Raw genomic sequence first — 25,330 nt, 5'->3', positions numbered from 1 at the left:
CCGGGTCTGTCAGAATCCTGTATGCCTTCGGACTGGACACGGTACACGCTGGTCGCGCCAGACGCCCGTCTTGAGGCCGAGTACGTCAGTTTCGCCGAAGACGTCGAACGAGCCGGTGACGCTCCTTCCGTCGCCCTCTTCCGCCGACTAGGGTTCAAGGCCTATCTCGAGAAGAGAGCGTCCGACGAGCGCGGCGAAGCCCTGGACAACGGCACCGTCCCGCAGTCGACGTATTGGATGCGGGACCCTGACGGACGGATCTGCGGCGAATTGCGCTTGCGACACGGCCTGAACGACAGGCTCCTCCAAGAAGGGGGGCACATCGGCTACTTCGTCCGGCCCAGTCATCGCAGACAAGGCGTCGGCACGGAGTTGTTGCGTCGGGGGCGGAGTCTGGCTCAAGCGAGGGGGATCGACCGCGTCCTGGTCACGTGCGACGACGATAACGTCGGTTCGATCGGCGTCATCCGGTCGAACGGCGGTACCGACTGGTCTTCGGGTGTCTCGCCGCGAAGCGGGAAACCGGTCCGCCTCTATTGGTTGACGACCGAGGGCGCGGACGACCGGGCCTAGGCCCGCAATCGGAGGCCCTTCCGGCTCGGTCAAGGACTCCGAAACGACCACAAGACCGTCGCCCGCACCCTTCGTAGAAAGGACTAAGGGAGGCGAGACAATGAAAAACCTGCTCGAGCAGGACAAGGCGGCCAGGGTCAGGACGTCCACCAACGGAAGGGTCGCAATGCCTGACGTCGCTCCGCACACCGTCGAAAGGCAACGGGCCACAGGGCTCTTGGACAAGGAAAGAACGGTCGCTAGACCTGGTTTCAACAGGTGGCTGGTGCCGCCTGCGGCCCTGGCCATCCATCTCTCGATCGGAATGGCCTATGGATTCAGCGTCTTCTGGCTACCCCTGAGCAAGGCCGTCGGCATCACGGCCCCCGTTCCGGGCGACTGGTCCGTCAGCAGCCTAGGGTGGATGTTCACCCTGTTCTTCGTGTTCCTCGGATCGTCGGCGGCCGTGTTCGGACGGTGGCTCGAACGGAACGGTCCTCGAAAGGCCGGTGTGGCCGCCGCGGTCTGTTGGGGCGGAGGCTTCTTCGTCTCCGCCATGGGGATACACCTTCACCAGATCTTCCTTCTTTGGATCGGCTCCGGCGTCATCGGGGGATGCGGTCTCGGTCTCGGATACATCTCCCCCGTCTCGACTTTGATCAAGTGGTTCCCGGACAAACGGGGAATGGCGACCGGTATGGCGATCATGGGTTTCGGAGGCGGAGCGATGATCGGAGCGCCATTGGCCGACGTCTTGATCAAACACTTCGCATCACCGACGTCGGTTGGAGTCTTCGAGACCTTCTTGACCCTCGGCACGGTCTATTTCGTAGCGATGATGTCGGGCGCGTTCCTTTACCGCGTCCCGCCGCCCGACTGGACTCCGGAAGGATGGGCGCCGCCCGAACCGGACGTGACGACGATGATCACCCGTGGCCACGTCCATGTCGATCAAGCCCACAGGACGCCGCAGTTCTGGCTGCTGTGGGCCGTCCTGTGCCTCAACGTCAGCGCCGGGATCGGCGTCATCGGAATGGCGTCCCCGATGCTACAGGAGGTGTTCGGCGGCCGACTCATCGGCGTCGACGGGCCGCTGTCCGCCTTGAGCGAAGCTGAGACCTTGCGGACAGCGACCGTCGGGGCTGCTTTCGCCGGACTTCTAAGCCTTTTCAACATCCTCGGGCGAATCGGCTGGGCGTCACTGTCCGACACCTTGGGACGCAAGCGGACGTACTTCGTCTTCTTCGCCCTCGGCACGTTGCTCTACGCCCTCGCACCGGCGGCGGCCGGCACCAAGAACGTCGCAGTCTTCGTCGCCTTGTTCTGCGTGATCTTGACGATGTACGGGGGCGGGTTCGCCACGATTCCGGCGTACTTGGCCGACCTCTTCGGCACGCAACACGTCGGAGCCATCCACGGCCGGTTGCTGACCGCATGGTCGACCGCGGGGATCTTAGGCCCTGTCCTCGTCAACTACATCCGCGAGTTCCAATTACGGCGTGGCGTCCCGAACGACGCTGCGTACAACGTGACGATGCTGATCCTGGCCGGCCTCCTTCTTCTTGGTTTCCTCGCGAACCTCCTCGTCCGACCGGTCGACCCGAAGCACTTCATGACCGAGGACGAATTGGCAAAGGAACGGGGCGTCGCGTCCACGCGCAAAGGACCGAACGAGGTCCGGAGCTGGCGACCGACACGTTCGTCCTGGGTCACGGTCGCCCTTGCGTGGACGCTGATCGGTCTGCCGCTGGGTTGGGGCGTGTGGCAAACCGTCGTCAAAGCAGCGGCCTTGTTCGGTTAAGCGTCCGCCCCGGCCCGGAGAGGTCGTCTCGACCGCCTCCGGGCCCTAAGCGTTCACGGACCGGTATCCTCGGCCGCAACGATGACGGCCGCGCTCCTCCTCCTCGCCCTGTCCTTTCCACAGCCCGAGGTGACGTTCTCGAAGAGCGTCCTTGACAAGCGGTTCGTGTCCGAAGGCGTCGCCGTCGCCGACATCGACCGCGACGGCAAGCAGGACGTCGTCGCCGGCAACGTGTGGTACGAGGCCCCGGACTGGCGTCCGCACGAAATCGGGCCCCTCGCGACCATCGATCCGGCTAAGGGCTACAGCGACTGTTTCCACACCTGGTGCGAGGACCTCGACCGCGACGGGTGGACGGACCAGATCGTGGTCGGAATGCCGGGGGAGCGAGCGACCTGGCGCCAAAACCCAAAGGGACAGCCCGGGCCATGGAAAGTCCACCCGGTCGCACCCAGTGCCTGCAACGAGAGTCCGCTCTTTGTCGACCTCTTCCGGAACGGGAAGAGGGTGCTGGTCATGGGAACGGACGATAAGCGACTGTCTTGGGCGACTCCTGCAAAGGATCCGTATTCCCCTTGGGAGGTCCACGGGATCAGCGCTCAGGACGGGGCGGGGTCCCATCGCTACGACCATGGCCTTGGTGTCGGCGACGTCGATGGCGACGGCAAGAACGACGTCTTGACGATTCGAGGCACGTACGCGCCGCCCGCCACGAAGGTCGATGGTCCTTGGACTTTTCGGCCCTCAGACCTCGGGCCGGACTGCGCCCACATGACGGTCTTGCCAGACGGACAAGGAGTTTTGACGACGTCGGCCCATGCCCGAGGCGTCTGGTGGCACCGTCGGGATCCGTCGGGAACGTTCACGAAGACCGTCATCGACGACACCCTGTCCGTCACGCACGCGGCCGTGCTCGTCCGGTTCGGCGGCCGATGGAACCTCGTCACCGGGAAGAGGAAGTGGGCCCACGCCCCCGGAGTCGACGTCGGCTCGGAGGAACCGGCTTGGCTCGTGCGGTACGAACTGCGGGACGGAGCATGGACGCGGACCCTCATCGACGGGGATTCCGGCGTCGGGACACAGTTCGTGGTCCAAGACGTGAACGGCGACAAGAAGGCCGACATCGTCACGTCGAACAAGAACGGGGTCTTCCTGTTCCAACAAAGGTGAGGCCCCGACGCCACGAAGACATAGGGGCCAAGTCAGCGTCAGACCGCGTTCAGGCTGTCGCCTGACGGGCCACATGACGAACGTCGACCCCGATCGTGCGGGCGAAGGTGGTCAGTGAAGCCAGGGCCATGAGCACCCCGACCGCGACAGTCGCGCTTCTGACCCAGTTCATCGCCGACCACTGCGTGACCGCCGACCTCACGGCGTCCATGCTGCCCTGCAACGGTCGATGGAACAGGACGTCGTTGCGCGGATAAAAATATGCGAACGTCATCACGTCGCTCGCGACGGCGGCGGTGAGAGCGAGCCCGCAGAGGGCGCGCATCGTCGGACCGCAGTTCCAACAGGCGATCAAGGCGCCTAAAGCGATCACTTGGCTGAGCGGCGAAGCGATCCGGAAGAACGTTCCGGGATCAGCGGCCTTGAAATAGGCACGGGCCGCTTCAACGGAGTTCGGCAGATGGCTGCCCCAATTGGCCGCGTCGACGACGGAATTGTAAACGTTCACGAAGAGGAGTCCTGCCGAAAAGACGACGGACAGGTTCAGCAACAGGAACCGGAGGAGATCAAGAGTCTTCATGGGGTGTCGGGGGAGTCAGGGTCGTGACGAACGAGCGGTCGAGCCGATCGAAGTCGAGGTGCCGGTCGAGGGCGGCACTCGTCAATCCGAGGCCGCGGCAGGAGAAGAGGACCGTCTGCCGGAACAGAGTCTCCGGGTCGTCGGTCGGCAACAATGGTCGGCCCGGAAGCCTGAAGAGGGCGACGGCCCCCGCAAGGTGGTGCATCAAGTAACACGGCAACTCGGGCGGCCCTTCGAGAGCCTGAAGGTCTCCTTCGGCCCACGCCGCCCTGAGACACGCGCTGAGATACGGCACGAGAGGCTCGAAGAGACTCGACAGGAAGCCCGCCGCAAAGGTGCCGTCGCCGAGAAGGCTTTGTCCGACCAACCGGTCGACGGTGTCGTCCTTCGGCCGGCCCGGTGCGCCTAAGAGGATCAGGCGCGTCAGGGAGTACACGGTTTCGACCAGCGGTCCGGTCCCCGGCTTGGAACGGGTCAAGAGTGCCGGGATGTCACCGGCACGCTCCGAGAACACGGAGACTAGTCCGCCGTAAAGGGCCTCCTTCGTCGGAAAATGGCGGTACAGCAAGGCCTCGGACACGCCAGCCGCTTCCGCCAGTTTCCGGGTCGTCGCACCATCGAACCCCTCTTTGGCGAACACCAGAAGGGCCGACGACGCGATCTGTCGTTTACGGGCATCGGCCGGGATCCTCTTCTTGCCTTCCACTCGTCCGTTGTACCATATATTAGTGAGTGTTCACTTACTTATGAATCCAAGGTCCTGCACCATCCTCGAGACCTCCCACTCCTTCCAGGTGTACGGAGCCCATTGGGCGCTCCGTGAGTCGAGCGATCGTCCGGACGACGTCTGCGCCGTCATTCTTCGACTCAGGAACGGGGCAGACCGATCTCGGTCGGCCGAATGCGTATGTCATGGGCCCCTTCGCCGAAGACGACCTTGCATGGTCGAGAACGATCGATTTCCTGTGTAAGTGCTTTCTCTAACGACGTCCCGCTTTAGGCCCGCCCGTTCTCAGTCGCCCGTAACGGCGGAGTCCTAATGGGCACGGCCGGCCACAGAGCGGTCGAAAGGACAACCATGAACTTGAACGGAAAACGCGTCGCCATCCTTGCCACTCACGGGTTCGAGGAATCAGAGTTGCTCGAACCGAAGCGAGCCTTAGAGGAAGCGGGCGCCGCGACCGAAGTCGTCGCACCGGAGCCAGGTGAGATCAAGGGTTGGAAGCACGCCGACTGGGGTCGATCGGTATCGGTGGACCGTACTCTCGGCGACGCCGATTGCGAAGACTACGACGCTCTGGTCCTTCCTGGCGGCGTGATGAACCCCGACAAGCTCCGGACGATGCCGGAAGCGGTCGGATTCGTCCACGGTTTCGCGGAAGCGGGCAAACCGATCGCCGCGATCTGCCACGGGCCGTGGACACTCATCGAGGCCGGAGCCGTGAACGGAAAACGGATGACATCGTGGCCGTCATTGCAGAGCGATCTGACCAACGCAGGAGCGGAATGGGTCGACGAAGAGGTCGTCGTGGACCAAGGCCTGGTCACAAGCCGGAAGCCGGACGATCTGCCGGCCTTCAACCGGAAGATGATCGAAGAGATCCGCGAGGGCCGTCACGCCTCGATGACGGGCTGACCGGACGGGGACGAGGAGGTAGATTCGGCGCGTGCCGATCGACGTTTCGCGCTACACTTCCCCCCTGTCCCGGACGCCCCGCGAGTTGCGGACGATCGTCCAGGGCCGCACGGACGAGGAGCTCGCCAGCCGTCACGCCGCCGACGTCGTGAGCCCGAGGCAGGCGGTCGGACACCTGTTGCTGTGCGAGTGCGAAGGATGGATCGAACGGGTGAAGTTCGTCCTTGACCCGCAGTCGGTGTCTCCCATGGACGAAGTAGCGGAACTTGCCCGGATCCGGACGCTGTCGCTCGACCAGACCTTGGACGAGTTCGAGGAAAGGCGGCTCATGGCCATCGACCGTCTTCGGGGACTCGGGCTCTCGGAGGACGACCTGGAGCGTTCGTACGACGACGAGGAGATCGGCCCGTTCACGGTGCGAAGCGTTCTGGCCTGCTGGGTAGCCCACGACCACTACCACCTTGGGCAGATTTACAAGTCGTTCGCTGCGTTATGGAAGGACGAGATCGGCCCGTGGCAGGCGTTCTTGAACCTGCCGAACTTCAATTAGTCGGGCAAGCGCCAGAGGTCCCAAACATTGGCGCACTCCCACTCTTCGTCCGGCTCTTGCCCGGCCAGACGGAAGGCCAACATGAGAAGGGCGACGTGCCACCCTTCGTGCCACACCATGTGCTGCAGGTAGTAGACGGGGTGGTCATAGTTGCCGACTTTTTGTGCACCCGATCCGACCTGTTCGGCCACCCAATCGTGGACGAGCTTGGCGCTTTCTGCCAAGCGCGCCCTGATCTCCTCGATATCGCGTGAAGGAACCGGGTCTTGGCCCTCGGTGAACGTGTACAGGCTCGGCCCGACGGGCGCGTCGAGTCCGGCCGCGTTCATGTGCCAGTAACGCCGCGTCCCATGGATGTGGGCCAAGTGGAACGCCACCGTCCAGCCGTCCTCGGACGGTTTGGCGTCCAGAAGGTCCGGGGTCACGATCCGGGCCATGTTGTCCACGATCCGGCATTGACGGTTCCAGGAGTCGAGCAGGGCTTCGGTCGGCGTCACGGCCGGGATGTTACTCTGCTCTAGAGGGCACGGGGGCACGGGCCTTTGGGACGAGACAGCCGGTCCGCACGCGCTTCGGCGTAGAAAGGAAGGGCTGCAGCCCCCGACAAGGGAGACAACTATGGCACACGTGCGTGTCCTCAAACGCGCTTCCCTCAGCCTGCTGTCCGCAGGATTGGCGGTCGTCGCGAGCGGTCAGTTCAACGAATGGGACTTGGCGTCGGAGTCGTTCATGCACGCCCAGTCCATCGACAGCGCTTTCCTCAGCGCGTTCGTCCCGTGGACGGTCGACGACACCGTCCTGTACGTCAGCGACCTGGATTGGGGCGCCGGAGTCTTTTCGACCCGCACCCTTCCGGGACAGACCTTAGGCGGCCTGGAGTTCCGCTCGTCGACGACGGCGGTCCGCACGGCCGGCCCGGTCTGGGCTTGGACCTCCATGATCCGTGCAGGTGAACTCGACTACGTCGCCACCGGAACGGTTTCCTGGCTCAACAGGGCTGACGAGAAGGAAATGGACATTGAAGGTGTTTGGTCCGACTCGGAAATGAACCCGCTAGGAACGGCCAAAGGAAAGGCGAAAGTCAAGCAACAACAGTCCAGCGTCGTCAGTGAAGGAACGTTCGAGGTCTTTGACAAGGACGGTAAGTCTAAAGGCAGGAAAAGCCTTATCGACACCCGGGTTCAGACCGAGCCGGACCCGACAAAGGAACAGAAGTACGTCTGGTACATGTTCGCTGTCGCGGACGACAAGGCTTCGGCCTCCGTCAGCGCCGGCGACGAAACCGAAAGCGGGGCCACGGCCTCCCACGGCCACTTCTATCAGACCATCGTTCCGGAGCCGCCGGCATGGCTCCTTCTGGCGCCCTGGACGCTACTTTTCGCCCGTCGGCGAAAATCGTGAGGACGCCTGATCGACGGTCTAACCTGCGCCCTTTGACTTGCGGAACCGGGCGAGCTCTCTTTCCCCTCGAAGGAGGACGAGCTCGCCTTCGAACACTTCGGCCCGATTGGCCAACGGCAGGATCCGTACGAACGCGGACTCGGTATCCATCAGTTCGGGCGGCCCGGCCATCAAAGTCATCGGTCCGGGATCGAATTGAGCCGACCTTTCGCCAAGCACATAGCTGCCGCCAAAGCGGTTGACGCCGCCGAACCCTTGGAGTTTCCCGTCGCGGGAAAGGGCGAGGGTCGGCGGACGCTCAGGAGACCCGATGGGCTTCCCGTCCAAGGCCATGAGTTCCCAATGGGTGTCGACGATCTTCGGAGTGTCGGCCTGAGCCGCAGGGACGAGGACAAGTCCGATTTTCGACTTCTGACCCGGTTGTACGGAACGCGTCGACGGCGAAGAGAAGAGGACTCGGCCTTCATGACGGATTTCGGCCCTCACGCCGTACCGCGTTCCTTGCGTCTTGAGACCGGTGTAGGGCAACGCGAACGCGACAGGGACCTGCTTTCCACCCAAGTTCATCCGGACTTCCGTCACGTTCGAATGGTCCGGACCGGCGAACCGGTCGAGGGCGACGACGAGGACGGATCCGGTCGGCAAGGCCATCCGGCTCCGGTACGTGACCGTTCCGGAGAACGAGCCTTCCATCGGGGATTGAAGGAAGACGGCCGTCGCGATCAAAGGCAGGACGATCGACATGTCTACTGACTCAGACGAAGCACGGACGGTCAGTGCCCCATGATCGGGCCCTTTACCGCTCAATACGACGAACGGCGCCGTTCCATCTGCTCGCTCTCGCGCTGAAGCTGCGCCACCGTGGCCCGAGACTCCTGGACGAGGATCACGGCCGCGGCCGTCAAACCGCTGACGGCGGCCAAGCCCAAGAGCAGCGCCAGCCCTTGGAGCAGCGTTTCGAGCCAGGCCGGCCCGGTCGTGGAGACGGCTCCGAAAACCGATGCCAACGCCGCACCGGCGAAGCCACCGAGCGAGCTGTAGGTGAGCCGGAGCGCCTTGGCTAACATGATCGCCCGCGATTCGGCCGACCTCTGGGCTTCGAGAAGGTGTGACACCGTCCCCGGAGCCGCCGCTTCGATCTGCCCGACCAAGACGCGCGCACGGTCGACGGTCCTTGCCAGTCGGTTACTGGTACTCAGGATCAAGACCGAACACGCGTTCGTAAGGATCGCAGGAGCGACGATGAGCGTCAGCGCCGCGAACGGACTTCCTTCGGAACCCATGACTCCCAGGACGGCCGGTCACGCGCTCCCGTCGCACCGGACTTCTCTACTGGGCTCCGCTATACTCGCCCCATGACGATCGAAGTGACCGGGAGCATCTGGTACTGGCGCGGCCCCGCCCCCTTCCACTTCGTCACCGTCCCTGCCGAAGAGTCGCAAGGGATCAAAGAGGTGTCTTCCAAGGTGACCTATGGTTGGGGCGTGATTCCGGTTCGAGTCCGATGCAGAGCGACCGAATGGACGACGTCCCTGTTCCCCAAGGACGGTCTCTATCTGGTTCCGATCAAGGACAAAGTCCGAAGGGCCGAGTCCCTCCAGGAGGGCGACGAAGTCAGCCTGACCGTCGTCGTCGAAACCCGTTCCTGAACCCGGAACGTTGGCTCGGTATGCTCGGAACATGGTGTTCAAGAGGGCGTTGAAAGAGAATTACCACTCGGGCCTGGCGATGCTCTTGCAGGCCGTCGAACGCTGCCCCGTGGAGCTCTGGACGGCTCCGAACCCGCCGGCCGGACCGTCACAGGACACGGGGTCCGAATGGAACGGCGTCGAGCGACCTTTCTGGCGCATCGCCTTCCATACCGTCTACTTCACCCACCTCTATCTCGGACAAGACGAAGAAGCGTTCAAGCCACCACCGTCGGAACTGGCCGTTTCCCGCCGGCCCGAGTTCGAGCGGATGTGGCGCGCACCCTGGGACCTCGAACCTTACGAACTCGCGACCGGGACCGGACCGTGCCGTCCTGCAGACGTCATCGCCTACTTGGTGTTCGTGGACGGTCTCGTCGACGCGACGGTCGACGCGCTCGATCTCGACCGCCCTTCGAGCGGCTTCTCCTGGTATCCGAAGGAGTCTAAGGCGTCGCACCAATTGCTGAACTTGCGCCACCTTCAAGGACATGTCGGGCAGCTTTCGGAACTGCTGATGCTACGAGGCATCGACGTCGATTGGGTCTAGGGCCGCCCAGACGGGTCTGGACGGCCTGGGACGCGTCTTACCAGCCTCTCCAGTCCGACTCCTCGAGCCGGACGTAGCTGGCTTCCATTCCGTGTTCCATGCCTGTCGATAACATGGCTTCTCGGACTTCGGCGCTCGGCAGCGACATGCGCATCGTCATGACCGTCCCTTCTCCGTCGGCTTCGAAGACGGTTTCGACACGGTTGTCCGGAGTCGGATCCGGTAAGAACATCCGTTCCACGTGTACGATCCGGCGCGGTGCCTCGAGTTCGATGAACTCTCCGGTCAGGTGAAAACCGTGGCCCTCGGCGTTCCGCCATTCGTACCGGATTTGACCGCCCGGCCTGGCATCGCTCCGACACTCCGGCATGCTCCATCCGTCCGGACCGAGCAGCCACTTTTGGATCAGTTCGCAATCGGTGTGGGCCCTGTACAGCAGTGCCGGAGGTGCCGCGAAGCGTCGGGTCACGACGACGTCGGTGTCGCCTTCGAGTTTCAGCTCAAGTTTGCTCATGGTGCGTTTTCCTTCGCGCTTAAGTCGGACAGGACGCGGTCGAGCCGTCCGTAGTTGGCTTCCAGCCCTTGCCTGAGATCGTGCAGCCAACCGTCGATGTCGCTCAACGCCTGAGGCACGATCCGGCACGGGCGGGTCGTGCCCTTCACCCGGCGGGCGATCAGTCCCGCCCCTTCCAGCACTTTGAGGTGCCGCGATACGGCCGGTTGACTCATGTCGAAGGGCTGGGCCAGGTCCATCACGGTCGCCTCTCCCTGGACGAGCCGGGCGAGGATCGCCCTTCTCGTCGGATCGGCTAAGGCGGCAAAGGCGGTGTTCAGGTCGACCATCGTTCGTCCGATTATAGCGGCATCATTATATAACATATTCGTTATATAATGTCAAGGCTATAGGACCGGGCAGCTTTAGCTCCGTGCGGTGGGACGACCTCCCGTCCACCAGGGCACCTCTCCGGGACCGTCCCTCTTCGACCGGTCCGTCGCCCGTACCGGTCGTACGAGGACTTTGTCCAGCAGCGGCGTCCAGAGCGCGTACCCCTTATCGTTCATGTGAAGCTTGTCGTCGACGAACAACTCCTCGCGCGGCCGGCCGTCCTTCCCTAGCATCACGGGCCAGACGTCCACGTAAACCGTCTTCGACTGCTTGCCTAGGAAGGCGCGGATCCCGTCGTTCGCCGACCGGAACTTCGGGGCGAGGTGCCAACGGCTCGGGCTCGGCTTCATCGAGACGTAAACGAACGGCACGGCACCAAGGCGGGCGCGCACCGTCCGGAACAGGTCGATCAGGCGCCCGACGACCGCGTCCGGAGCCAAACCATTGTCGGCGGCGAAGTCGTTTTCGCCGCAGTACAGCACGATCTGTCCGGGTTGGTAAGGAAAGACGACGTCTTCCAACCGAGCGCGGACATCGAGGAGGGTCGAACCGCCGAAAGCCCGGTTTAAGACGCGTCGTCCCGGGAAGGCGTCCTGAAGGCGGGCCCATCGCGTGAACGACGAACTGCCGATGAAGAGGATCTGACCCTTTTCCGGTCGACGGGCTGCGTCGAGCTTTCGGAACTCTGCGATGTCCCGGTCGTAAGGCCTGTCCTGGACACGGCTCGGTGAGACCAGGACGGTCAGCGCAAGCAGCGCCGTGATGGGTCCCATGACGATCGATTTTGGCACGGCCGGTCCACATCTCCCACAAGGGTCAACTCCGGCCGCGCCGACCACTTCTGTCCGGAATTTGTCGAGAACAGGGTGAAGTACCGGTTCATCGGAAGAGGGGATCGGGAAAGAGAGCCCTGGACCCCGGGAGTGCGGCCGATCTGTCGGCTGAGCCCCACCCGGTAAGAATAGGAGCCTGGTCCGGCCCGAAAGGAGATTCCGAAGGTGCCGATCCGACCGATTGTCCGAACACGACGCGCGTTTTCCATGCTCGAGGTCCTGATCGCGATCTTGGCTTTAGGAACGGCAGCCACCGTTTTCGCCGCCTACCTTCCGACCGCTATGAACACCGGCCACATGGTCGGCCAGTACCAGCAAGCCTCGAGCATCGTCCAGCACAAGATCGATCAGCTCCGGTCGGTCGGATACGGACGCCTGACGTACGACCAACTGCTGGCCGCGGGGATCATCGACGAATCGCCGAAGACGGCGCCCTATTCGTTCCAGAAGGCCGACAAGATCGACGACCACTACGTCGGTACGACCGCGACGATATCCGTGGACCCGTACTCCTCGGACGTCAAGCAAGTGACCGTGACCTTGAAATGGACCGGTGGCGTCGCCAAACCGAGCGAAGGCAACCTGACGGTCACGGCTCTGATCGCGAAAGGATGACCATGAAGAAACGCGGGTTCACTCTGGTCGAAGCGACGTTCGTCACCGTGATCATGACGATGCTGATGATGGGCGTCGTCAGCATCCTGGCGACCTCGATCGCGAGCTTCAACACGACGTCGAACCAATACTATGTCGACGTCGGCGTCAGCACGGCGATGCAGTACTTGAACAGGGACGTCCAGGAGGCGAAAGAGGTCAAAGTGCTGTCCGAAACAGAGATCCGCGTGTTCTATCCCGTCGTCGACGAGAAGGGCGCCTACGACCGAAACGTCGTCGCCGAGAACACGGCGGTCGATTACTACCGGGGCGACTTGGACGGACGGGAAAACCCGAAAGGCGCGTGCCTTGTCCGCAAACCGTCCCTCGAACCACCACGGGTCGTCTGCCGAGACGTCAGCTCGGTTTCGTTTTCTTCGAGCGGCCCGGCGAGCATCGAAGTCTCGATCGCGACCGAGCGGAACACGATGGACTCGAAGCGGAAAGGGGCCATGACCAAACGCACGATCTACCTGAGGAACAACTAAAGTGAGCACACGCAAAGGTCGTTGGACGATGAGGCGCGGCAGCGTCCTCGTCACGTCGATGATCACGATGATGTTCATCGTCGTGATCGGCATGGCGGTCCTTTCCTTGACCGTCCAGGGCGTTCACATGACCGCCAAAATCAAGAACCAGACGGTAGCGTTCAACCTCGCGGAGTCTGGCGTGGACCGTACGGTCAGGTGGTTCAAGAAACTCGGGTCGCCACCGAGCATCAAGGACGAGTTCGATCCTTTCGGCGGCGTCCAGAAGCTGAACGGCGGCTCGTACGTCGTGACCGTGTTCCCGTACGACGACAATGGGGGCGCGACCCTGAAGAAGTACCGGGTCAGGGTGAGCGGCTTCTACGGCAAAGAGAGCGAAGAGGTCGAGATCGTCCTCAGACAATCGTCTTTCGGCAAGTACGCCTACTTCACAGACCGCGAGACGTCAGCCTCCTCGGACGGTCGGATCTGGTTCTTCAGTGGCGATAAGATCCGTGGCCCGGCCCACAGCAACAACAAGTCCGACAGTTCGTTCCAGATCAATTGGGGAGGCGACGGCCCGATCTTTGAAGCGATGGTGACGGCCGCCGGAGAAGAAATCGACTTCGCTCCCAAAGATCCGAAAAACGAGGACCAGTTCAAACAGGTCTTTTCAGCAGGATCCAAGGGCTACCAGCTCGGTGTCGACACGATCCCGCTGCCTGCCTCGAGCCTCGAACAAAAGGCCCTCGCTTGGGGCAGCGACGACCCCTACCCGTCGACGACGGGCGTTTATGTGCACACGGACGGCGGCATATTCGTGCAAGGAGACGCCGCCATCGCCCTTCAAGTCGACGGCAGCGGCAACCAACAGTTCAAGTTCACTCAAGGAAAGACCGTCACGACGTTGACGATCGACTTGGCGAACAAACGCATCGGCCGGCAGGTCGGCTCCGGTGAGACGACCTACATCGAAGGGACGGTGAACGGCGTGTTGTACTGCCAAGGCGACGTGACCAGCTTGGCCGGAACGGTCGCCGACAACATCGTCGCCGGGGATCCTCCCGTAGTCGCGTTCCGCAACGCCTATACGATCGTGACCGACGTCAACTCCGGAAAAGACATCAAGGTGACGGCTCCGATCAAACACCGGACGCCGTACGATCCGGCCCTTGGCCCCAGCGATCCGGCGAACCTCTCGTCCGGCTCCCTCGGACTCTTTGCGAGCAACATCACCATATCGGAGAAGGCGCCGACCGATATGGAGATCGATGCGATCATGCTGGCCGGCAGCGACTCGACCAAGGACGGGAGCTTCGGGGTCGAGAATTACGACGAAAAGAAGCCGACCGGAACCCTTAAGATCATGGGCGGCATCATCCAAAAGGCACGGGGAGCGGTCGGCACGTTCAGTGGTAAGTCGATCAAGACCGGCTATGCCAAAGACTATTGGTACGACGCCCGTATGGCCGACGACCCTCCGCCCCACTTCCCGACGACGGGCGGATACGACCGGGTGTCGTGGCGCCGTCCGCCTGGCTAGGTTTCGTCCGTTCTAGCCGGATCGTCGGGCCGGACCGCGACGTAGATCACCCAGGGTGCGACGGTCGTCTCCGTCACCCACTCGACGCCGTCCTCCGGCCTGCCGAGCGGTCGGTGTACGGATTCGACCACGAGTCCCGCACCTTCGATGAGACCGACATAGTCCTCGTGCGTCCAAAGCACGTCTCGGACCGGTCGGCCGTCCGTCACGTCCTTCATCACGGTCCAGACTTCGTCTCCTGACTTTGCCGACCGGTTGCTTGGAAAGGCGGAGGTCGTGAAGGACGCCCACTCGTGGACATAGATCTCGGGCGCCGACCCTAAGATGACGAGCGCGCCGCCGGCGCTCAGGCGCCCGGCCAGTGCACCGACGATGTGACCGCGATGGGCGCGGTCAGGAATGTTGTCGAAGGCGAACGCCGAGAACACGACGTCGAACCGGCGGTCGCCGAGAGCCGAATAGTCTCCATCGGGAACGGTCAGATATTCGCCATCGAGGTCGGCGGCTCGAGCCGCCGCGACCATGCTGGGTGAGATGTCGATGCCCACCGCGTCCAGGCCGAGCCCCTTCAGGAACCGCGTCGAGCGGCCCGCCCCACATCCAAAGTCCAAGGCCGTCCTTCCGGCCCTGCGGCCGATAACTCCCGGGATGTCCCGGAACGCCAGATAATACGTTCCCGGAAACTCCAGTCTGGCATAGGACGCCGCCCGCTCGGCGTCGTCGTAGACGTTGAAACTCACGGCCCGATTGTGACCGGGCCGAACCGGAGTCTCAGCGCTTCGGGCCTGTCACGCTGTTCCCCAGGGCCAAGGGCATGAACACGGCTTCGTCGGCCGCGTCCACGGTCCCGTTGTAGTCGAAGTCGCCGCGGTCGAGGACCGTGTGGTCCGTCACTTGTCCGTTCTTCGCCGAACGGAAGAGAGGGACGTCGCGCAGGTTCACGCGCCCGTCGGCGTTCATGTCGCCCAGGAGCGGCAACGCCGGGACGGCTTTCGTCACTTTCGACTTCGAATTGATCAGGAGCCAGGTTTCCGGATCGAACGTGACGCTCGTGACGGCACCCGGCAGGGCCAGGTCGTAGACGTCCGTCCAGTCGTTGTTCCAGAGCGAGAAATCGACCGTCCCGTTCGTCGTCGCGACGCGGAAGCGGACCGGCATCGTGATCAGTCCGTAGCCCCTCGTGCTCTGGTTCTGCCAAAGGCCGAGACGCAGGCGGTGCTGTCCGTTGACCGTGTCGTCCCGCCAGTTGTACTGGTAATCGGGCGCTCCGCCGTTCATGATCCACTCGTCGAAAAAGAAGGTCAAGTCACGGCCCCAGACGGCGCTCGCTTCCGTTGCAAAGTCTTCGGTGACGGCGCTCTGCCACAGCTTGTGGGCCCGATATTGGGCCAGGGTCGCCTTAAGGTTCTCATAGCCGATGACGCCCCGAAGCATGTGGAGCACCCAGGCCCCTTTGTAGTAGACCGTCCCGGAAAAGATGTGGTTGACGTCGTTGAGGTTCGTCCGGAGCACTTTCGCGTCGACGCTGGACGGGTAGTTCGCCAACATCTCGTTCCGGTACGCGGTGAAGCTCCCGTTGTTCTGCTGTTCCTCCCAGATCGCCTCAGCGTACGTGGCGAACCCCTCGTTGAGCCAGATGTCCGCCCAAGAGCCGCATGTGACCATGTCTCCCCACCACTGGTGCGCCAGTTCGTGGGCGTTGATCGACTCATAGGTCACGCCGAGCATGCTCGAACACGTCTGGTGCTCCATGAACGCGCCCGAACCCATGACCTCGGCCATTCCGTACTTCTCGTCGATGAACGGGTACTGCCCAAAGACGTCGGACAGCTTTTCGACTTGTGTCCGGTTCAGGTCGCAATATTGGCGGGACGTGCTGTTCGTACCGTTGTTCTCCGGGAACAAGTAGTACGACATCGGCATCGTCCGGCCGAGATGGTCGTAGGTCAAGGAGTACTGGCCGTAATTGCTGACCGCGATCGAGACCAGGTACGTGATGATCGGATAACTTTCGGACCAGCGATATCGGAGACGGTTCCCCGATAGCGAGTCGACGCCTTGGAGAGTGCCGTTCGAAACCGCGGTCAAGTCGTTCGGGACGGTGATCCACACGTCCGCCGTGTCGGCTTTGTCCCCTAAGACGTCCTTGCACGGCCACCACGTGCGCGCGAAAAACGGCTCGGACAGGCTCGAGATCGCCCAGTTGTAGTTCAGGCCGCTTCCGTGGTGCTCCCACAAGAACGATCCGTAACCCGTGTTCCTTGGTGTCCCTCCGTACGTGACGGTGACTTGGAACAGCTCCCCTGCGGCGTACGCGCGGTCGAGAGTCAGTGTCAGGACGTCGGCGCTCTGGGAAAATCCGGTCGCGGCCCCGCCGACGGCGGACGCGCCCATGGCCGTGCCGTTCGTGTCGAGGTACAGCCGGGCCGTCGTCAAAGCGTCGACCTTGGCCTCGAACGTGAACGTGACGGTGCCTTGGATCCTCGTCTGGTTCGGCAAGAGCTCGATATCGAGCTTTTCGTACTTCAGGTCGGTGTCCAAATCAGCGGCGGCGATGTTTTGGCCACCGTTGAACAGTCCGGCCAACGCCCGGGCCTTAGACTCGCCACACGGGTGCAAACGGCCCGTGTCCAGACCTTGGCCCTGAGCCAGGCTAACGGTCAATGCGAGCAGGGCCCAACTGACTCTCCGATTCGAGCGGTTCCGGTACGAGGTCACAAGACGGTTCCTTGACCTGGACACGACCAGGCCGACTTCATTGTACGGCCCGTACCTGCTTTCGGCGTGAGGTCGAATCCACCGACAAGGCCGATGTCCCGTCTTTCTACCTGCGGTCGGCCACAGGGCGGCCGGGGACCTCGTTGGCGCACAATGTCGACATGGCCGTCGACGTCTTGTCCCTTTGGAACTTTCAGGACCCTTCCGAAAGCGAGGACCGGTTCCGGAACGCGATGACAGGAGCCTCCGAACACGACCGGTTCGTCCTGTTGACGCAGATCGCACGGACGAAAGGGCTTCGGGGCGACTGGAGCGGGGCCAGGGAGGTGCTCGCCGGTGTCCTTCCCCACCTCGCAGGGGCGCCGGAGGTGGAAGCCCGGTACCACTTGGAGTCGGGCCGGACCCTGTGCTCGCCCGCCCACGATCCCAGTGCCGTCACTGAAGGCGACCGCAACGCTGCGCGGGAACACTACACCTCGGCGTACGAGACGGCACGGTCTGCGAGACTCGACTACATCGCCATCGACGCGCTCCATATGATGACGATGGTCGACGATGCCCCCGAGGATCAGATCAATTGGAACTTGAAGGCCCTTGACTACCTGGCCCGATCGGACCAGGAAGAAGCGAAGAAGTGGGAAGGGTCTTTACGGAACAACCTGGGGTACGCGTACCACTTGGCAGGGCGGTACGACGACGCGATCGCCGAATACGAGAAGTCCCTCGAAGAACGCCAGAAAGCGGGAAAAGCGGTGGGAGTGCGTATCGCGAAGTGGATGATCGCGCGCAGCTTGCGAGAGAAAGGCGACCTTGACCGGGCGCTCGAGATCCAAACCGCCCTCGAAGCCGAGTGTGAGGCCGCAGGCGAGCCGGACCGCTACGTGTTCGAAGAGCTGGAAGCCCTCTATCGGGCGAAAGGCGACGGCTCCAAGGCCGACCACTACCGTTCGCTCTTGCCTCCGTCTTAAGGTGCCGCGACAACGACTTCGCAAACCCGTCACAATCGGCCATGCTCGCACTGCTCACAGCCCTCGCATCAGACGCCATCTTCGACGGCCGGACCCTGAACGGATGGGAGAAGGTCGGTGGCGGCACGTGGACGGTCGAAGCAGGTGGAGTCCTCAAAGGGGTCTGTGCGCAAGCCGATGAACAGGGCGTCCTCGTCTACAAGGAACCGGTCAAGGACTTCACGGCCAGCTTCGAGTTCCGGATTTCGAAAGGCAACAGCGGCTTCTACTTCCGGGCCGAAAGGATCTTGGAACAGCCACTGGTCAAGGGCTTCCAGGCCGAAGTCGACGCGATCGATGACGTCGCCGGCATCTGGGAAACGGCCGGACGGGGTTGGGTTTTCAAACCGACGCCGGAGACCCACGCAAAAACGAAGTTCCGTCCAGGAGAGTGGTCAAAGATGGACGTCAAGGCCGTGGGCCCGCACTACACGGTCGTCCTGAACGGTCAGACCGTGACCGATATCGAGGACGTTCAAGGGCGTCGGGAAGGGTGTGTCGCCCTGCAACTTCATGGCGGGGTCGATATGACCGTCGAGTTCCGAAAGATCCGCTTAAAGCACGTCCGGTAGCGGTCCGGTCAGACGGTATCGTTCCACCTGTGACCCGGCCCGCTCCTTCAGCCGACCATATGCGACTTGCCCTCGAGGCCGTCTACTCCGACAACACGTGCCCCTTCGTGCACCGACCCGAAAGTGGCGGCATCGTCCTCCGGTCGGGTGAGGCCGACTTCTTCGGAAACTTTGGGATCGGCCTGTCACGGGACGGCGCGGTCGAAGCCGCGTCGAGGACGCTTGCTGAAGGTCTGGCCATGATCATCGTGCCTGGACCGCTGGATCCAGGACTCGAGTCGGACTTGGCGCCGTTCGGCTTCGTCCACGGTGGCGAAATCCCGGCCATGAAGGTCGCTCTCGATGGAATGCCCTCCCCAAAGCTGCCGGATGCCTACACCTTCGAGCGGCTGTCGTCGGCCGACGACGGCGAGGACTGGGCCAAGACGTTGTCCGAGAGCTACCCGGTCGCACCCTTGGCGGCCCGTTCGATGAGCCCGGTCCACGTCCGGACGGACGACGCTGCGGACGCTCCGCTCCAGTTCTTCCGGATCCGGTCCGGCGACGAGACGGTCGGTGTCTCGCTCCTGGCCATGATCGACGGACTGGCCGGCATCTACTGCGTCGGGACGATGCCCGACCACAGGCGCAAGGGACTCGGAGCCGTGCTCACGGCCGGGCCCTTGGCCGTCGCGAGGGACCTCGGGTTGACGACAGGCGTGCTCCAATCCTCGGAAGCGGGTTACAGCGTCTATCGCGGGCTCGGCTTCGAGGACGACGGGGCGGTCCAGCTGTACGTCCGGGTTCCTGAAGGCGCCGAAGGTCACTGACGCTTCAAGAGACCGGGCCGCCGGCATGACGCCGACGGCCCGGAACATGCGACAGGAACCGGTCGGCTACCGCGCCGACCGCTTCTTCCGCAGCAGGGCGGCGATACCGCCCGCCAGAACGATCATCGAAACGGGCTCGGGAACCACGTTGAGTTCGAAGTCGTCGACGACATAGGCTTGACCCCCGCCGAGCGGATTCGACCTGGCGTCGATCATCGAGGCTCGGACCCTTGCCCAAGCCGTTCCGGCCGGTGCGACTCCGCTGACGGAGTACTGCTTGTAGTCGAAAGCCAGGCCGTTGTCGACGTAGAGCGTCGGCATCAAGGACAAGACGTTGGACCCGATGACAGACTTGCCCGCGTCCAAGAACTCCAGGGCAAAGACCGCGTCCCGCATCAGGGCGTTGGCCTCGGCTCCGGCCCAACCGGTCATCGTGTACGACAGGCCCGCCGACGCGGCGACGTCCTGGTACAAGTGGCCCGTCGCGAGACCGTCGTTGTCACTTCCGGTAAAGGGCTTGAAGAACACGCCCCAGTCCTGACCGTTGAACTCGTTCTTCGTCACGTCGAAGCCGTTGGCCGTCACAGGCGTCGGAGAAGGCCCGGCCCAAGGTTCGGAGGACATCTCGTCTTCGTACGGCCCGCCGATCGAACGGTTCCCTACGTTTTCCCAGTTGTAAGGCTTCGGCAGGAAGAACCCCGAGACGATCTCCTGCTGGTACGTCACGTCCAGGTCGCCATTGACCAAGAGGTTCGCGTGCGCTGTGCAGAAAGGTGCCAGCACCACTCCAAGACTCAATGTTCGAAAAGTCAACTTCATTGTCCGCTCCCGTATAGGTGCACCGTCCATTTTGCAGGTTGCTGAACCGTTTAAGCAAGTCGTCGAAGAGAACCAGTGATTTTGTCAGGGGACGCACACTTCCGTCTGGATTACCGCCTGTCAGAGTCTGCGACGAAGCGCGCCTACGCCGTCCCGAATCCTTCGGTTTCCGTACCGTGCCCGGGACCTTTCACGAGGTTCCGCTTCCTCAAGATTCTGTCTAGATTTGACGGCGCAAAAGGACCGTAACCTGAAGTCAGCACCCGGCCGCAGAGCCGGCCGGACAAAGGAGGCGCGAAGTGAGGAACGTCTGTCTCGTCGTTCTGGCCCTCGCAACTGCGGTGGCCCAAGCCGAACCCGTCCTGGCCGTCGGTTACGACGGTAAGACCACGACCATCGATTCGGACACGGGCGTCGGCTCCACGTTCGGCCCAGGCGGGCTGGGCAGCTTGAACGCCTTGGCCTACCACCAAGGGACGTTCTATGCAGCCGGTCAAGACGACCGGCTCCTGTCGATCGATCCCGTGACCGGAGTGGGGACGCTCGCCACGAACCTCGGTACGAACGACGTCCGTGGGCTCGCGTCCGCGAACGGCGTCCTTTACGGCATCAAGAACGGTATTGGGGCGGACGACAGCGACATCCTTCTGACGATCGATCCCCGATCGGGCACGGTCGTCCAGATCGGGAAACTCGGAACGCCGTACAACGCCGTACAGGCGCTCGCGTCCTGGAACGGCGTCCTCTATGCCTGGGACATCAACCTCGGACTTGTGACGGTCGACGCTTCGACGGGCCTCGCGGCCGACGTCGGGACGTGGCCCGGGACGGACGAGATCCAAGGCATGGACTTTCTGTCCGACGGTACGCTGATCGGCGGACGCGACCGATTGCTCAAGGTCGACCTGGTCACCGGAGGGTTCAGCGTGATCGGTGGCGGAGGCTACTCCGACGTCCGCGGGCTTGCCGTCGTTCCCGAGCCCGCCCTAGCACTCGGGCTCTTGCTGACTCTGGGCGCGCTTCGTCGGCGCAGCCGCTGACCCTGGGCGCCGATACGGGCGGCTCCTGTTATGGAGAGGAGCAGGACGCCGCCCGGCCCTTAGTCGCAAGAGGAGCCATGGCGACGCTGTCCCGGACGAAGCGCCGCGGTTTAGGCCCGGTCGTTCGAGCGGACGACCTTGGCCCCGTCCTTTAAGAACGAGGCGCCTTCGACGACGACCTCGTTCCCTGCCTCGATCCCCGTCGTCACCTCGAGTCGACCGTCCGCACCGGTCTTGACCGTCACGGGCCTTCTCCGGGCCGTGCCGTCTTCGACGACGAAGACCGCAGACCCGGCCGGGCCGTACAGGACGGCTTCTGCGGGCAAAAGGATCGTCCGGTCCCGACCTGGGACCGTCACGACGGCTTTTCCGGGTGCGCCCTTTGGGGGCCGCGACGGACAGACCAATCGGACCTTCGTCGTGCCGGCCTTAAGGTCGGTCGCGCCGATCGCACCCACGGATCCGACGCCGCCCCAAGCGTACGAGACCGCTTGTCCCGGGCTCAGGCGCAGCGCCTCGACGGCGGGGACGGACGCGACCATCTCCCAGCCGGCCCCTTCCTTGAGCAGGACGATCTGTCCTTCGGTCTGCGCGACAGTGCCGTCCACCGGCGCGCGCAAGACGGCTCGCGAAGCGATCTTGCCCGCGAGCGCCGCCTCGCTCGGAAGGACGATCGGCGGCGATGTGGGGCCGGCCATTCCTAGGCCGGCGCTCTCGATCGCGGCGAGCTCGGCTTTGGCCGACTCGACTTTGACGTCTTCTTCCCTTCGCGCCTTGGCATATGCAGCCTTGGCCGCAGCCGCCTCCTCCGGTGACGGCTCCTTCGAGAGCCGGTCGGCCCGTTCCTGTGCTTCGCGGTAAACCGTCTCTGCCGCTTCGGCGACCTTCGCCGAGGCCGTCGCTTGGTTCCGGGAGATCCAGCCTTCCTCAAAAGCGTGGTTGTCCTTGTCGGCCCGTTCCCGCGCTTTCAAGGAGACCTGTCGGGCGGCTTCGGCAGCGGCCCGGGCGTCCTTCGCACGGTCTGTGGCCCCTGCGGCGAGTGCCTGGTCCAGCCGGGCCTTGGCTTCGGCCGTCCGTTCGTCACGGTCCTTCTCGGCCAGCGCCACGCGCTTCTTCGCCTCGGCCAGCGCCGTCTCGTAGTTCGAAAGCGCGGCCCCGAGGGCGTCGGACAACTGCTCGGCATGCTTGGATTCCGCGACGCCGTCCACACGTGATGGAGCCACGCGGCGTAACGGGGCCCCAAGATCCACCGAAGCAAGGACTTGCCCCTTCTTGACCTTATCCCCGACCTTGACGATCGGCTTCATCCGTGTCCCCGAGCCCGCCGCTCCCACGGTTACCGCTCCGTCCTGAGGAAGGACGAAGACCCCGCTGAGTTCCAACCGTCCGTCCACCGTGACCGTGGTCGCCCTGACCGTAGCGACGACGGGGAGGGCCGTCGGCTTGGCCGACGCCTTTCGGGCAGGCATCGGTACGAACGCGAGGACCGCGGCCGTCGCAGCCCCGATCCCAGTCCATACGAACACCGTCCCGATCCTCATGTCAAGGGTTCTCTTGTCTGATCTACGCTCAAGACCGCACGAACGATGCCCATTGGTTCAAAGGGCCCCCTCGTCGGTGGACCTACGTCACACCCGTTGAAGTCCGGCAAGAAAGAAGCCACACGCGAGGAGGACGTAGACCGTCGTCAGCGAACGGCGACTGAGGACACGCTCGAACCCGGGCGTCAGTCGCTTCGGTACGACGTGGAAATCGACGACCATCGCCAAGAGCGTCACCGCGACCGAGACCACCGTCGCCTGGAACGGTTCCCCAGGTCGGTCTCCCAAGAGCCGGTACAGGCCTTCCGCGACCAGGGCCCAAGCGGCGAGCGCGGCCACGTTCAGCAGGAAGCCGGACACGAAGAACCGGGGCACCGGCCCCTTGGACACGATCGGCCCGTCGCCGAACAGCATGTGGCTGATCGCATTGACGGGCTGAAAAGCAGACCGCGCTTCGACCGCTCCCAGGGTCATGAGGCCGATCGTGGACAAGACCGTCGTCCACAAGACCGAAGTCGACACGTTAACGGCCCATGCGGCCCAGACGGGTGCCATATGGTCGGAAGACGCCAGACCGCTAGCGAACCTTCCCTTCTACCCCGCTTGCCGGACGCTTTCCGAGCATCCCGCCGAACGGAAGGTCGCGCACCCGTTTCCAGACGGTCGTTTCCAAGACCGTCCCCAGCAACGTCGTGGCGTCTGTCCCATGGAGTTTCTTGCCGCCCTCCAAGGTGGTGCACCCGGTCTTCGAGGCCAAGAGCCGTCCGGTGGACGACCAGACGGTCTCCCTCACGACCCGCCCTGGCACGGGGCTGAAAGCGGCGTATGTCGACTCGTGTCGGGCCAGCGTCCCGTCACGACGAAAGACTGAGACCCCGGTGGACGTCCAGTCGCCGGACGGCGAACCGGCCGTGAGCGACACAAGGAGCGTCCTTCCTTCCCGGATCCAGACGTAAGCCACGTTGGACACCTTCTCGTCCCACATCCCGTCCGGAGTCAGATGCCCGTCTTCCTTCGACATCTCGAGCCAACGGGACGTTCCGACCTCCTTGAACATGCGTTTGTCCATCGGTCTCCGAGCGGCGTACCGCTCGGCCTCCGTCGCGAGCCGCCGCGCCTCCTTGACCGTGTCTGGAGCCGGAGGTCCGGCGACCGTCAGGCCCAAACCCAAAAGGACGGAGAGCGAAAAAGGGCTCATGCCCCAGTCTGGCCCATGGCGCCGTGCGGGACCCTCGACCGTCCGGCACGAAGACGGGCGCCAGGACGTCGTCCCGGCGCCCGTCGCTCGACGGCTTATTGCCGGACGAACCAGACGGCCTGGTCCAGGTCGTAACACCATCCGATGGCTGCCGCCGGACCCGTCTGACGGATGCGGTACCGGGCCCTCAGCCGGCCCGTCCCGCTGACGAAGCGCGCTTGAGGTGCGTCGGCGTTGACTCCCACGGCCTTCAGGTTCTGGTTGACGGCCACGGTGTTCACAGCGGTCGTGCTGAACGCCGATTGCGTCCAGTCATAGAGGTCGACCGTTTCGGAGAAGAGTCCGCTGATCGACATCTTGCCGTACGTCCGGAAGTTGATGTGCGACGGCGACGCGAGAGGACTGTTGCCCTCGACCTCGACCGTGATCGGAGCCACGCTCTGGTTCGGCACGATGAACTTGCAGACCCGGAACATCTTGCCGTCGATGTCGGAGATGTCGCCGAGCCCGCCGCCGGAAATCTTGCCGAACTTCACCGAAACGGACACCGGGTTCACCTGCTGGCTCGCGGCACCGTGAGACACCCATTCGACGACGTTGCCCGTCAAGCGGAAGCCGAGGGGGTCGCTCAAGAACTGCTCGCCGACGGTCTGAGAGAACTGCGCCACGCGGCCTTGACCGAAGTCCCTTCCCGACAAGCCTACAAAGTTGCCATAGTTGACCGTGGCGTAGAACACGACGCTCCCAGGATAGACGCCGCTGACGTTCGTCTCGCCGCCGGCCACGTTGTCACCGGCAAGTTGGAAATCGTCCGGCATTCCCGAATTGATCGTGGTCTCGGGCGTGACCTTCTGGAAGTGGTGCATCGTGTCGCCGTTATAGGACGTCGTCTCGACGGACGGAAAGGCGTTCTTCAAGTCCTGGAACCTCCCGCTAGCGACAAGCCACAACGTCCATTCCGAAGTGATGAGTCCCCCGCCGTTGTTGACGAAGCTCAACAGTTGCTGTTGGCCCGCAGCAGGCATGTCGCCTGCCGTCCAGTTGTAGTTCGACTGGAAGAACACCGCGTCGTATCCCGCGAGCGAGACCGAACCGTCGAACAAGTTGAACGGCAGACCGATGACCGCGGTATGGCCCGCAGAGGTCAAAGAAGCGCTGATCGCGGCGTCCTGCACGGTATAGCTGCTCGACAGCACATAGACCTTCGCCGCAAGACACGGCGCGACCATCGACAAAGCCGCGACTGTCGCGGCCGAAAAGCGAACGAATTTCATGTCTTCCTCTCCGTCTCCGGAGAAGATTATGCTTCGGTTTA

General features: G+C 63.3%; 30 protein-coding genes. 15 read left to right on the top strand and 15 right to left on the bottom strand.

Annotated features, from left to right (window positions below; all coding sequences use genetic code 11):
- Positions 1-21 precede the first annotated feature (21 nt).
- From JST30_15845 to JST30_15835, 3 genes are all read left to right on the top strand, one after another.
- Entirely contained in the window at positions 22-573 is a 552-nt protein-coding gene (locus JST30_15845; GenBank protein ID MBS1715800.1) for a GNAT family N-acetyltransferase, read from the top strand.
- 166 nt (positions 574-739) lie between these two features.
- Positions 740-2,353 (top strand): OFA family MFS transporter, encoded by a 1,614-nt coding sequence (locus JST30_15840; GenBank protein ID MBS1715799.1) that lies wholly within the window; start codon positions 740-742, stop codon positions 2,351-2,353.
- 81 nt (positions 2,354-2,434) lie between these two features.
- Positions 2,435-3,523, top strand: a complete 1,089-nt coding sequence (locus tag JST30_15835; protein MBS1715798.1) for a VCBS repeat-containing protein — start codon at positions 2,435-2,437, stop codon at positions 3,521-3,523.
- Positions 3,524-3,572: 49 nt separating this feature from the next.
- On the opposite strand, the gene JST30_15830 is transcribed toward JST30_15835, so the two are convergent.
- Together JST30_15830 and JST30_15825 are read right to left on the bottom strand one after the other, a co-directional pair.
- Entirely contained in the window at positions 3,573-4,103 is a 531-nt protein-coding gene (locus JST30_15830; protein MBS1715797.1) for a DUF1772 domain-containing protein, read from the bottom strand.
- On the bottom strand, positions 4,090-4,809 hold the full coding sequence (locus JST30_15825; protein ID MBS1715796.1) for a TetR/AcrR family transcriptional regulator: 720 nt from the start codon (positions 4,807-4,809) through the stop codon (positions 4,090-4,092). Before JST30_15825 ends, JST30_15830 begins: the two co-directional genes overlap by 14 nt.
- A 372-nt stretch (positions 4,810-5,181) precedes the next feature.
- Here JST30_15825 and JST30_15820 point away from each other — a divergent pair, with 372 nt between their 5' ends.
- Positions 5,182-5,739, top strand: a complete 558-nt coding sequence (locus JST30_15820; GenBank protein MBS1715795.1) for a type 1 glutamine amidotransferase — start codon at positions 5,182-5,184, stop codon at positions 5,737-5,739.
- Between the two features lie 31 nt (positions 5,740-5,770).
- The gene (locus JST30_15815; GenBank protein MBS1715794.1) at positions 5,771-6,289 is read left to right on the top strand and encodes a DinB family protein; all 519 of its coding nucleotides are present in this window, start codon (positions 5,771-5,773) and stop codon (positions 6,287-6,289) included.
- Here JST30_15815 and JST30_15810 read toward each other — a convergent pair.
- A complete protein-coding gene (locus tag JST30_15810; protein MBS1715793.1) occupies positions 6,286-6,786 on the bottom strand; it encodes a DinB family protein in 501 nt (166 codons plus the stop codon). The genes JST30_15815 and JST30_15810 overlap by 4 nt on opposite strands.
- 121 nt (positions 6,787-6,907) lie before the next feature.
- On the opposite strand from JST30_15810, the gene JST30_15805 reads away from it, so the two are divergent.
- A complete protein-coding gene (locus JST30_15805) occupies positions 6,908-7,690 on the top strand; it encodes a hypothetical protein (protein MBS1715792.1) in 783 nt (260 codons plus the stop codon).
- A gap of 18 nt (positions 7,691-7,708) precedes the next feature.
- Here JST30_15805 and JST30_15800 read toward each other — a convergent pair whose 3' ends face one another.
- Together JST30_15800 and JST30_15795 are read right to left on the bottom strand one after the other, a co-directional pair.
- On the bottom strand, positions 7,709-8,434 hold the full coding sequence (locus JST30_15800) for an META domain-containing protein (GenBank protein ID MBS1715791.1): 726 nt from the start codon (positions 8,432-8,434) through the stop codon (positions 7,709-7,711).
- A gap of 59 nt (positions 8,435-8,493) precedes the next feature.
- A complete protein-coding gene (locus JST30_15795; GenBank protein MBS1715790.1) occupies positions 8,494-8,973 on the bottom strand; it encodes a DUF2721 domain-containing protein in 480 nt (159 codons plus the stop codon).
- 72 nt (positions 8,974-9,045) lie between these two features.
- Between JST30_15795 and JST30_15790 the strand changes: the two genes are divergently transcribed.
- Together JST30_15790 and JST30_15785 are read left to right on the top strand one after the other, a co-directional pair.
- The gene (locus JST30_15790) at positions 9,046-9,339 is read left to right on the top strand and encodes a DUF1905 domain-containing protein (protein ID MBS1715789.1); all 294 of its coding nucleotides are present in this window, start codon (positions 9,046-9,048) and stop codon (positions 9,337-9,339) included.
- Between the two features lie 31 nt (positions 9,340-9,370).
- A complete protein-coding gene (locus JST30_15785; protein MBS1715788.1) occupies positions 9,371-9,928 on the top strand; it encodes a DinB family protein in 558 nt (185 codons plus the stop codon).
- A gap of 37 nt (positions 9,929-9,965) precedes the next feature.
- On the opposite strand, the gene JST30_15780 is transcribed toward JST30_15785, so the two are convergent.
- From JST30_15780 to JST30_15770, 3 genes are all read right to left on the bottom strand, one after another.
- Positions 9,966-10,442, bottom strand: a complete 477-nt coding sequence (locus JST30_15780; protein ID MBS1715787.1) for an SRPBCC domain-containing protein — start codon at positions 10,440-10,442, stop codon at positions 9,966-9,968.
- The gene (locus JST30_15775) at positions 10,439-10,771 is read right to left on the bottom strand and encodes a winged helix-turn-helix transcriptional regulator (GenBank protein MBS1715786.1); all 333 of its coding nucleotides are present in this window, start codon (positions 10,769-10,771) and stop codon (positions 10,439-10,441) included. Before JST30_15775 ends, JST30_15780 begins: the two co-directional genes overlap by 4 nt.
- 75 nt (positions 10,772-10,846) lie before the next feature.
- Complete coding sequence (locus tag JST30_15770; protein ID MBS1715785.1) at positions 10,847-11,587, bottom strand: G-D-S-L family lipolytic protein; 741 nt, start codon at positions 11,585-11,587, stop codon at positions 10,847-10,849.
- 267 nt (positions 11,588-11,854) lie between these two features.
- Between JST30_15770 and JST30_15765 the strand changes: the two genes are divergently transcribed.
- Genes JST30_15765 through JST30_15755 form a run of 3 tightly spaced genes read left to right on the top strand, consistent with a single transcriptional unit; the run spans position 11,855 to position 14,311 of the window.
- Positions 11,855-12,262 carry a hypothetical protein gene (locus JST30_15765; GenBank protein MBS1715784.1) on the top strand — a complete coding sequence of 136 codons (408 nt, stop codon included), beginning with the start codon at positions 11,855-11,857 and terminating at the stop codon, positions 12,260-12,262.
- Positions 12,263-12,264: 2 nt separating this feature from the next.
- Positions 12,265-12,789 (top strand): prepilin-type N-terminal cleavage/methylation domain-containing protein, encoded by a 525-nt coding sequence (locus tag JST30_15760; GenBank protein ID MBS1715783.1) that lies wholly within the window; start codon positions 12,265-12,267, stop codon positions 12,787-12,789.
- Position 12,790: 1 nt separating this feature from the next.
- The gene (locus JST30_15755) at positions 12,791-14,311 is read left to right on the top strand and encodes a hypothetical protein (protein ID MBS1715782.1); all 1,521 of its coding nucleotides are present in this window, start codon (positions 12,791-12,793) and stop codon (positions 14,309-14,311) included.
- On the opposite strand, the gene JST30_15750 is transcribed toward JST30_15755, so the two are convergent.
- Both JST30_15750 and JST30_15745 read right to left on the bottom strand, forming a co-directional pair.
- Complete coding sequence (locus JST30_15750; GenBank protein MBS1715781.1) at positions 14,308-15,051, bottom strand: methyltransferase domain-containing protein; 744 nt, start codon at positions 15,049-15,051, stop codon at positions 14,308-14,310. The genes JST30_15755 and JST30_15750 overlap by 4 nt on opposite strands.
- 31 nt (positions 15,052-15,082) lie before the next feature.
- Entirely contained in the window at positions 15,083-17,029 is a 1,947-nt protein-coding gene (locus tag JST30_15745) for a hypothetical protein (GenBank protein MBS1715780.1), read from the bottom strand.
- A gap of 161 nt (positions 17,030-17,190) precedes the next feature.
- On the opposite strand from JST30_15745, the gene JST30_15740 reads away from it, so the two are divergent.
- The 3 genes from JST30_15740 to JST30_15730 are packed head-to-tail and all read left to right on the top strand — an operon-like array spanning position 17,191 to position 19,417.
- Positions 17,191-17,997 carry a tetratricopeptide repeat protein gene (locus JST30_15740; protein ID MBS1715779.1) on the top strand — a complete coding sequence of 269 codons (807 nt, stop codon included), beginning with the start codon at positions 17,191-17,193 and terminating at the stop codon, positions 17,995-17,997.
- A 41-nt stretch (positions 17,998-18,038) separates the two neighbouring features.
- Positions 18,039-18,608, top strand: coding sequence for a DUF1080 domain-containing protein (locus JST30_15735; protein ID MBS1715778.1), 570 nt, complete (start codon positions 18,039-18,041; stop codon positions 18,606-18,608).
- A gap of 59 nt (positions 18,609-18,667) precedes the next feature.
- Entirely contained in the window at positions 18,668-19,417 is a 750-nt protein-coding gene (locus JST30_15730) for a GNAT family N-acetyltransferase (GenBank protein ID MBS1715777.1), read from the top strand.
- Positions 19,418-19,483: 66 nt separating this feature from the next.
- On the opposite strand, the gene JST30_15725 is transcribed toward JST30_15730, so the two are convergent.
- On the bottom strand, positions 19,484-20,236 hold the full coding sequence (locus tag JST30_15725; GenBank protein MBS1715776.1) for a hypothetical protein: 753 nt from the start codon (positions 20,234-20,236) through the stop codon (positions 19,484-19,486).
- Positions 20,237-20,535: 299 nt separating this feature from the next.
- On the opposite strand from JST30_15725, the gene JST30_15720 reads away from it, so the two are divergent.
- A complete protein-coding gene (locus tag JST30_15720) occupies positions 20,536-21,276 on the top strand; it encodes a hypothetical protein (GenBank protein MBS1715775.1) in 741 nt (246 codons plus the stop codon).
- 110 nt (positions 21,277-21,386) lie between these two features.
- Here the strand turns inward: JST30_15720 and JST30_15715 are convergent, their stop codons facing one another.
- The 4 genes from JST30_15715 to JST30_15700 form a co-directional block, all read right to left on the bottom strand.
- Entirely contained in the window at positions 21,387-22,817 is a 1,431-nt protein-coding gene (locus JST30_15715; GenBank protein MBS1715774.1) for a hypothetical protein, read from the bottom strand.
- 87 nt (positions 22,818-22,904) lie between these two features.
- On the bottom strand, positions 22,905-23,372 hold the full coding sequence (locus JST30_15710; protein MBS1715773.1) for a hypothetical protein: 468 nt from the start codon (positions 23,370-23,372) through the stop codon (positions 22,905-22,907).
- A gap of 22 nt (positions 23,373-23,394) precedes the next feature.
- Positions 23,395-24,015, bottom strand: a complete 621-nt coding sequence (locus JST30_15705; GenBank protein MBS1715772.1) for a hypothetical protein — start codon at positions 24,013-24,015, stop codon at positions 23,395-23,397.
- A 95-nt stretch (positions 24,016-24,110) separates the two neighbouring features.
- A complete protein-coding gene (locus tag JST30_15700; GenBank protein ID MBS1715771.1) occupies positions 24,111-25,289 on the bottom strand; it encodes a hypothetical protein in 1,179 nt (392 codons plus the stop codon).
- Between the last annotated feature and the right edge of the window lie 41 nt (positions 25,290-25,330).

The organism is Armatimonadota bacterium (assembly GCA_018268395.1).
Classification (GTDB): Bacteria; Armatimonadota; Fimbriimonadia; order Fimbriimonadales; family Fimbriimonadaceae; genus JAEURO01.
This window is presented reverse-complemented; position numbering and strand designations above follow the sequence as displayed.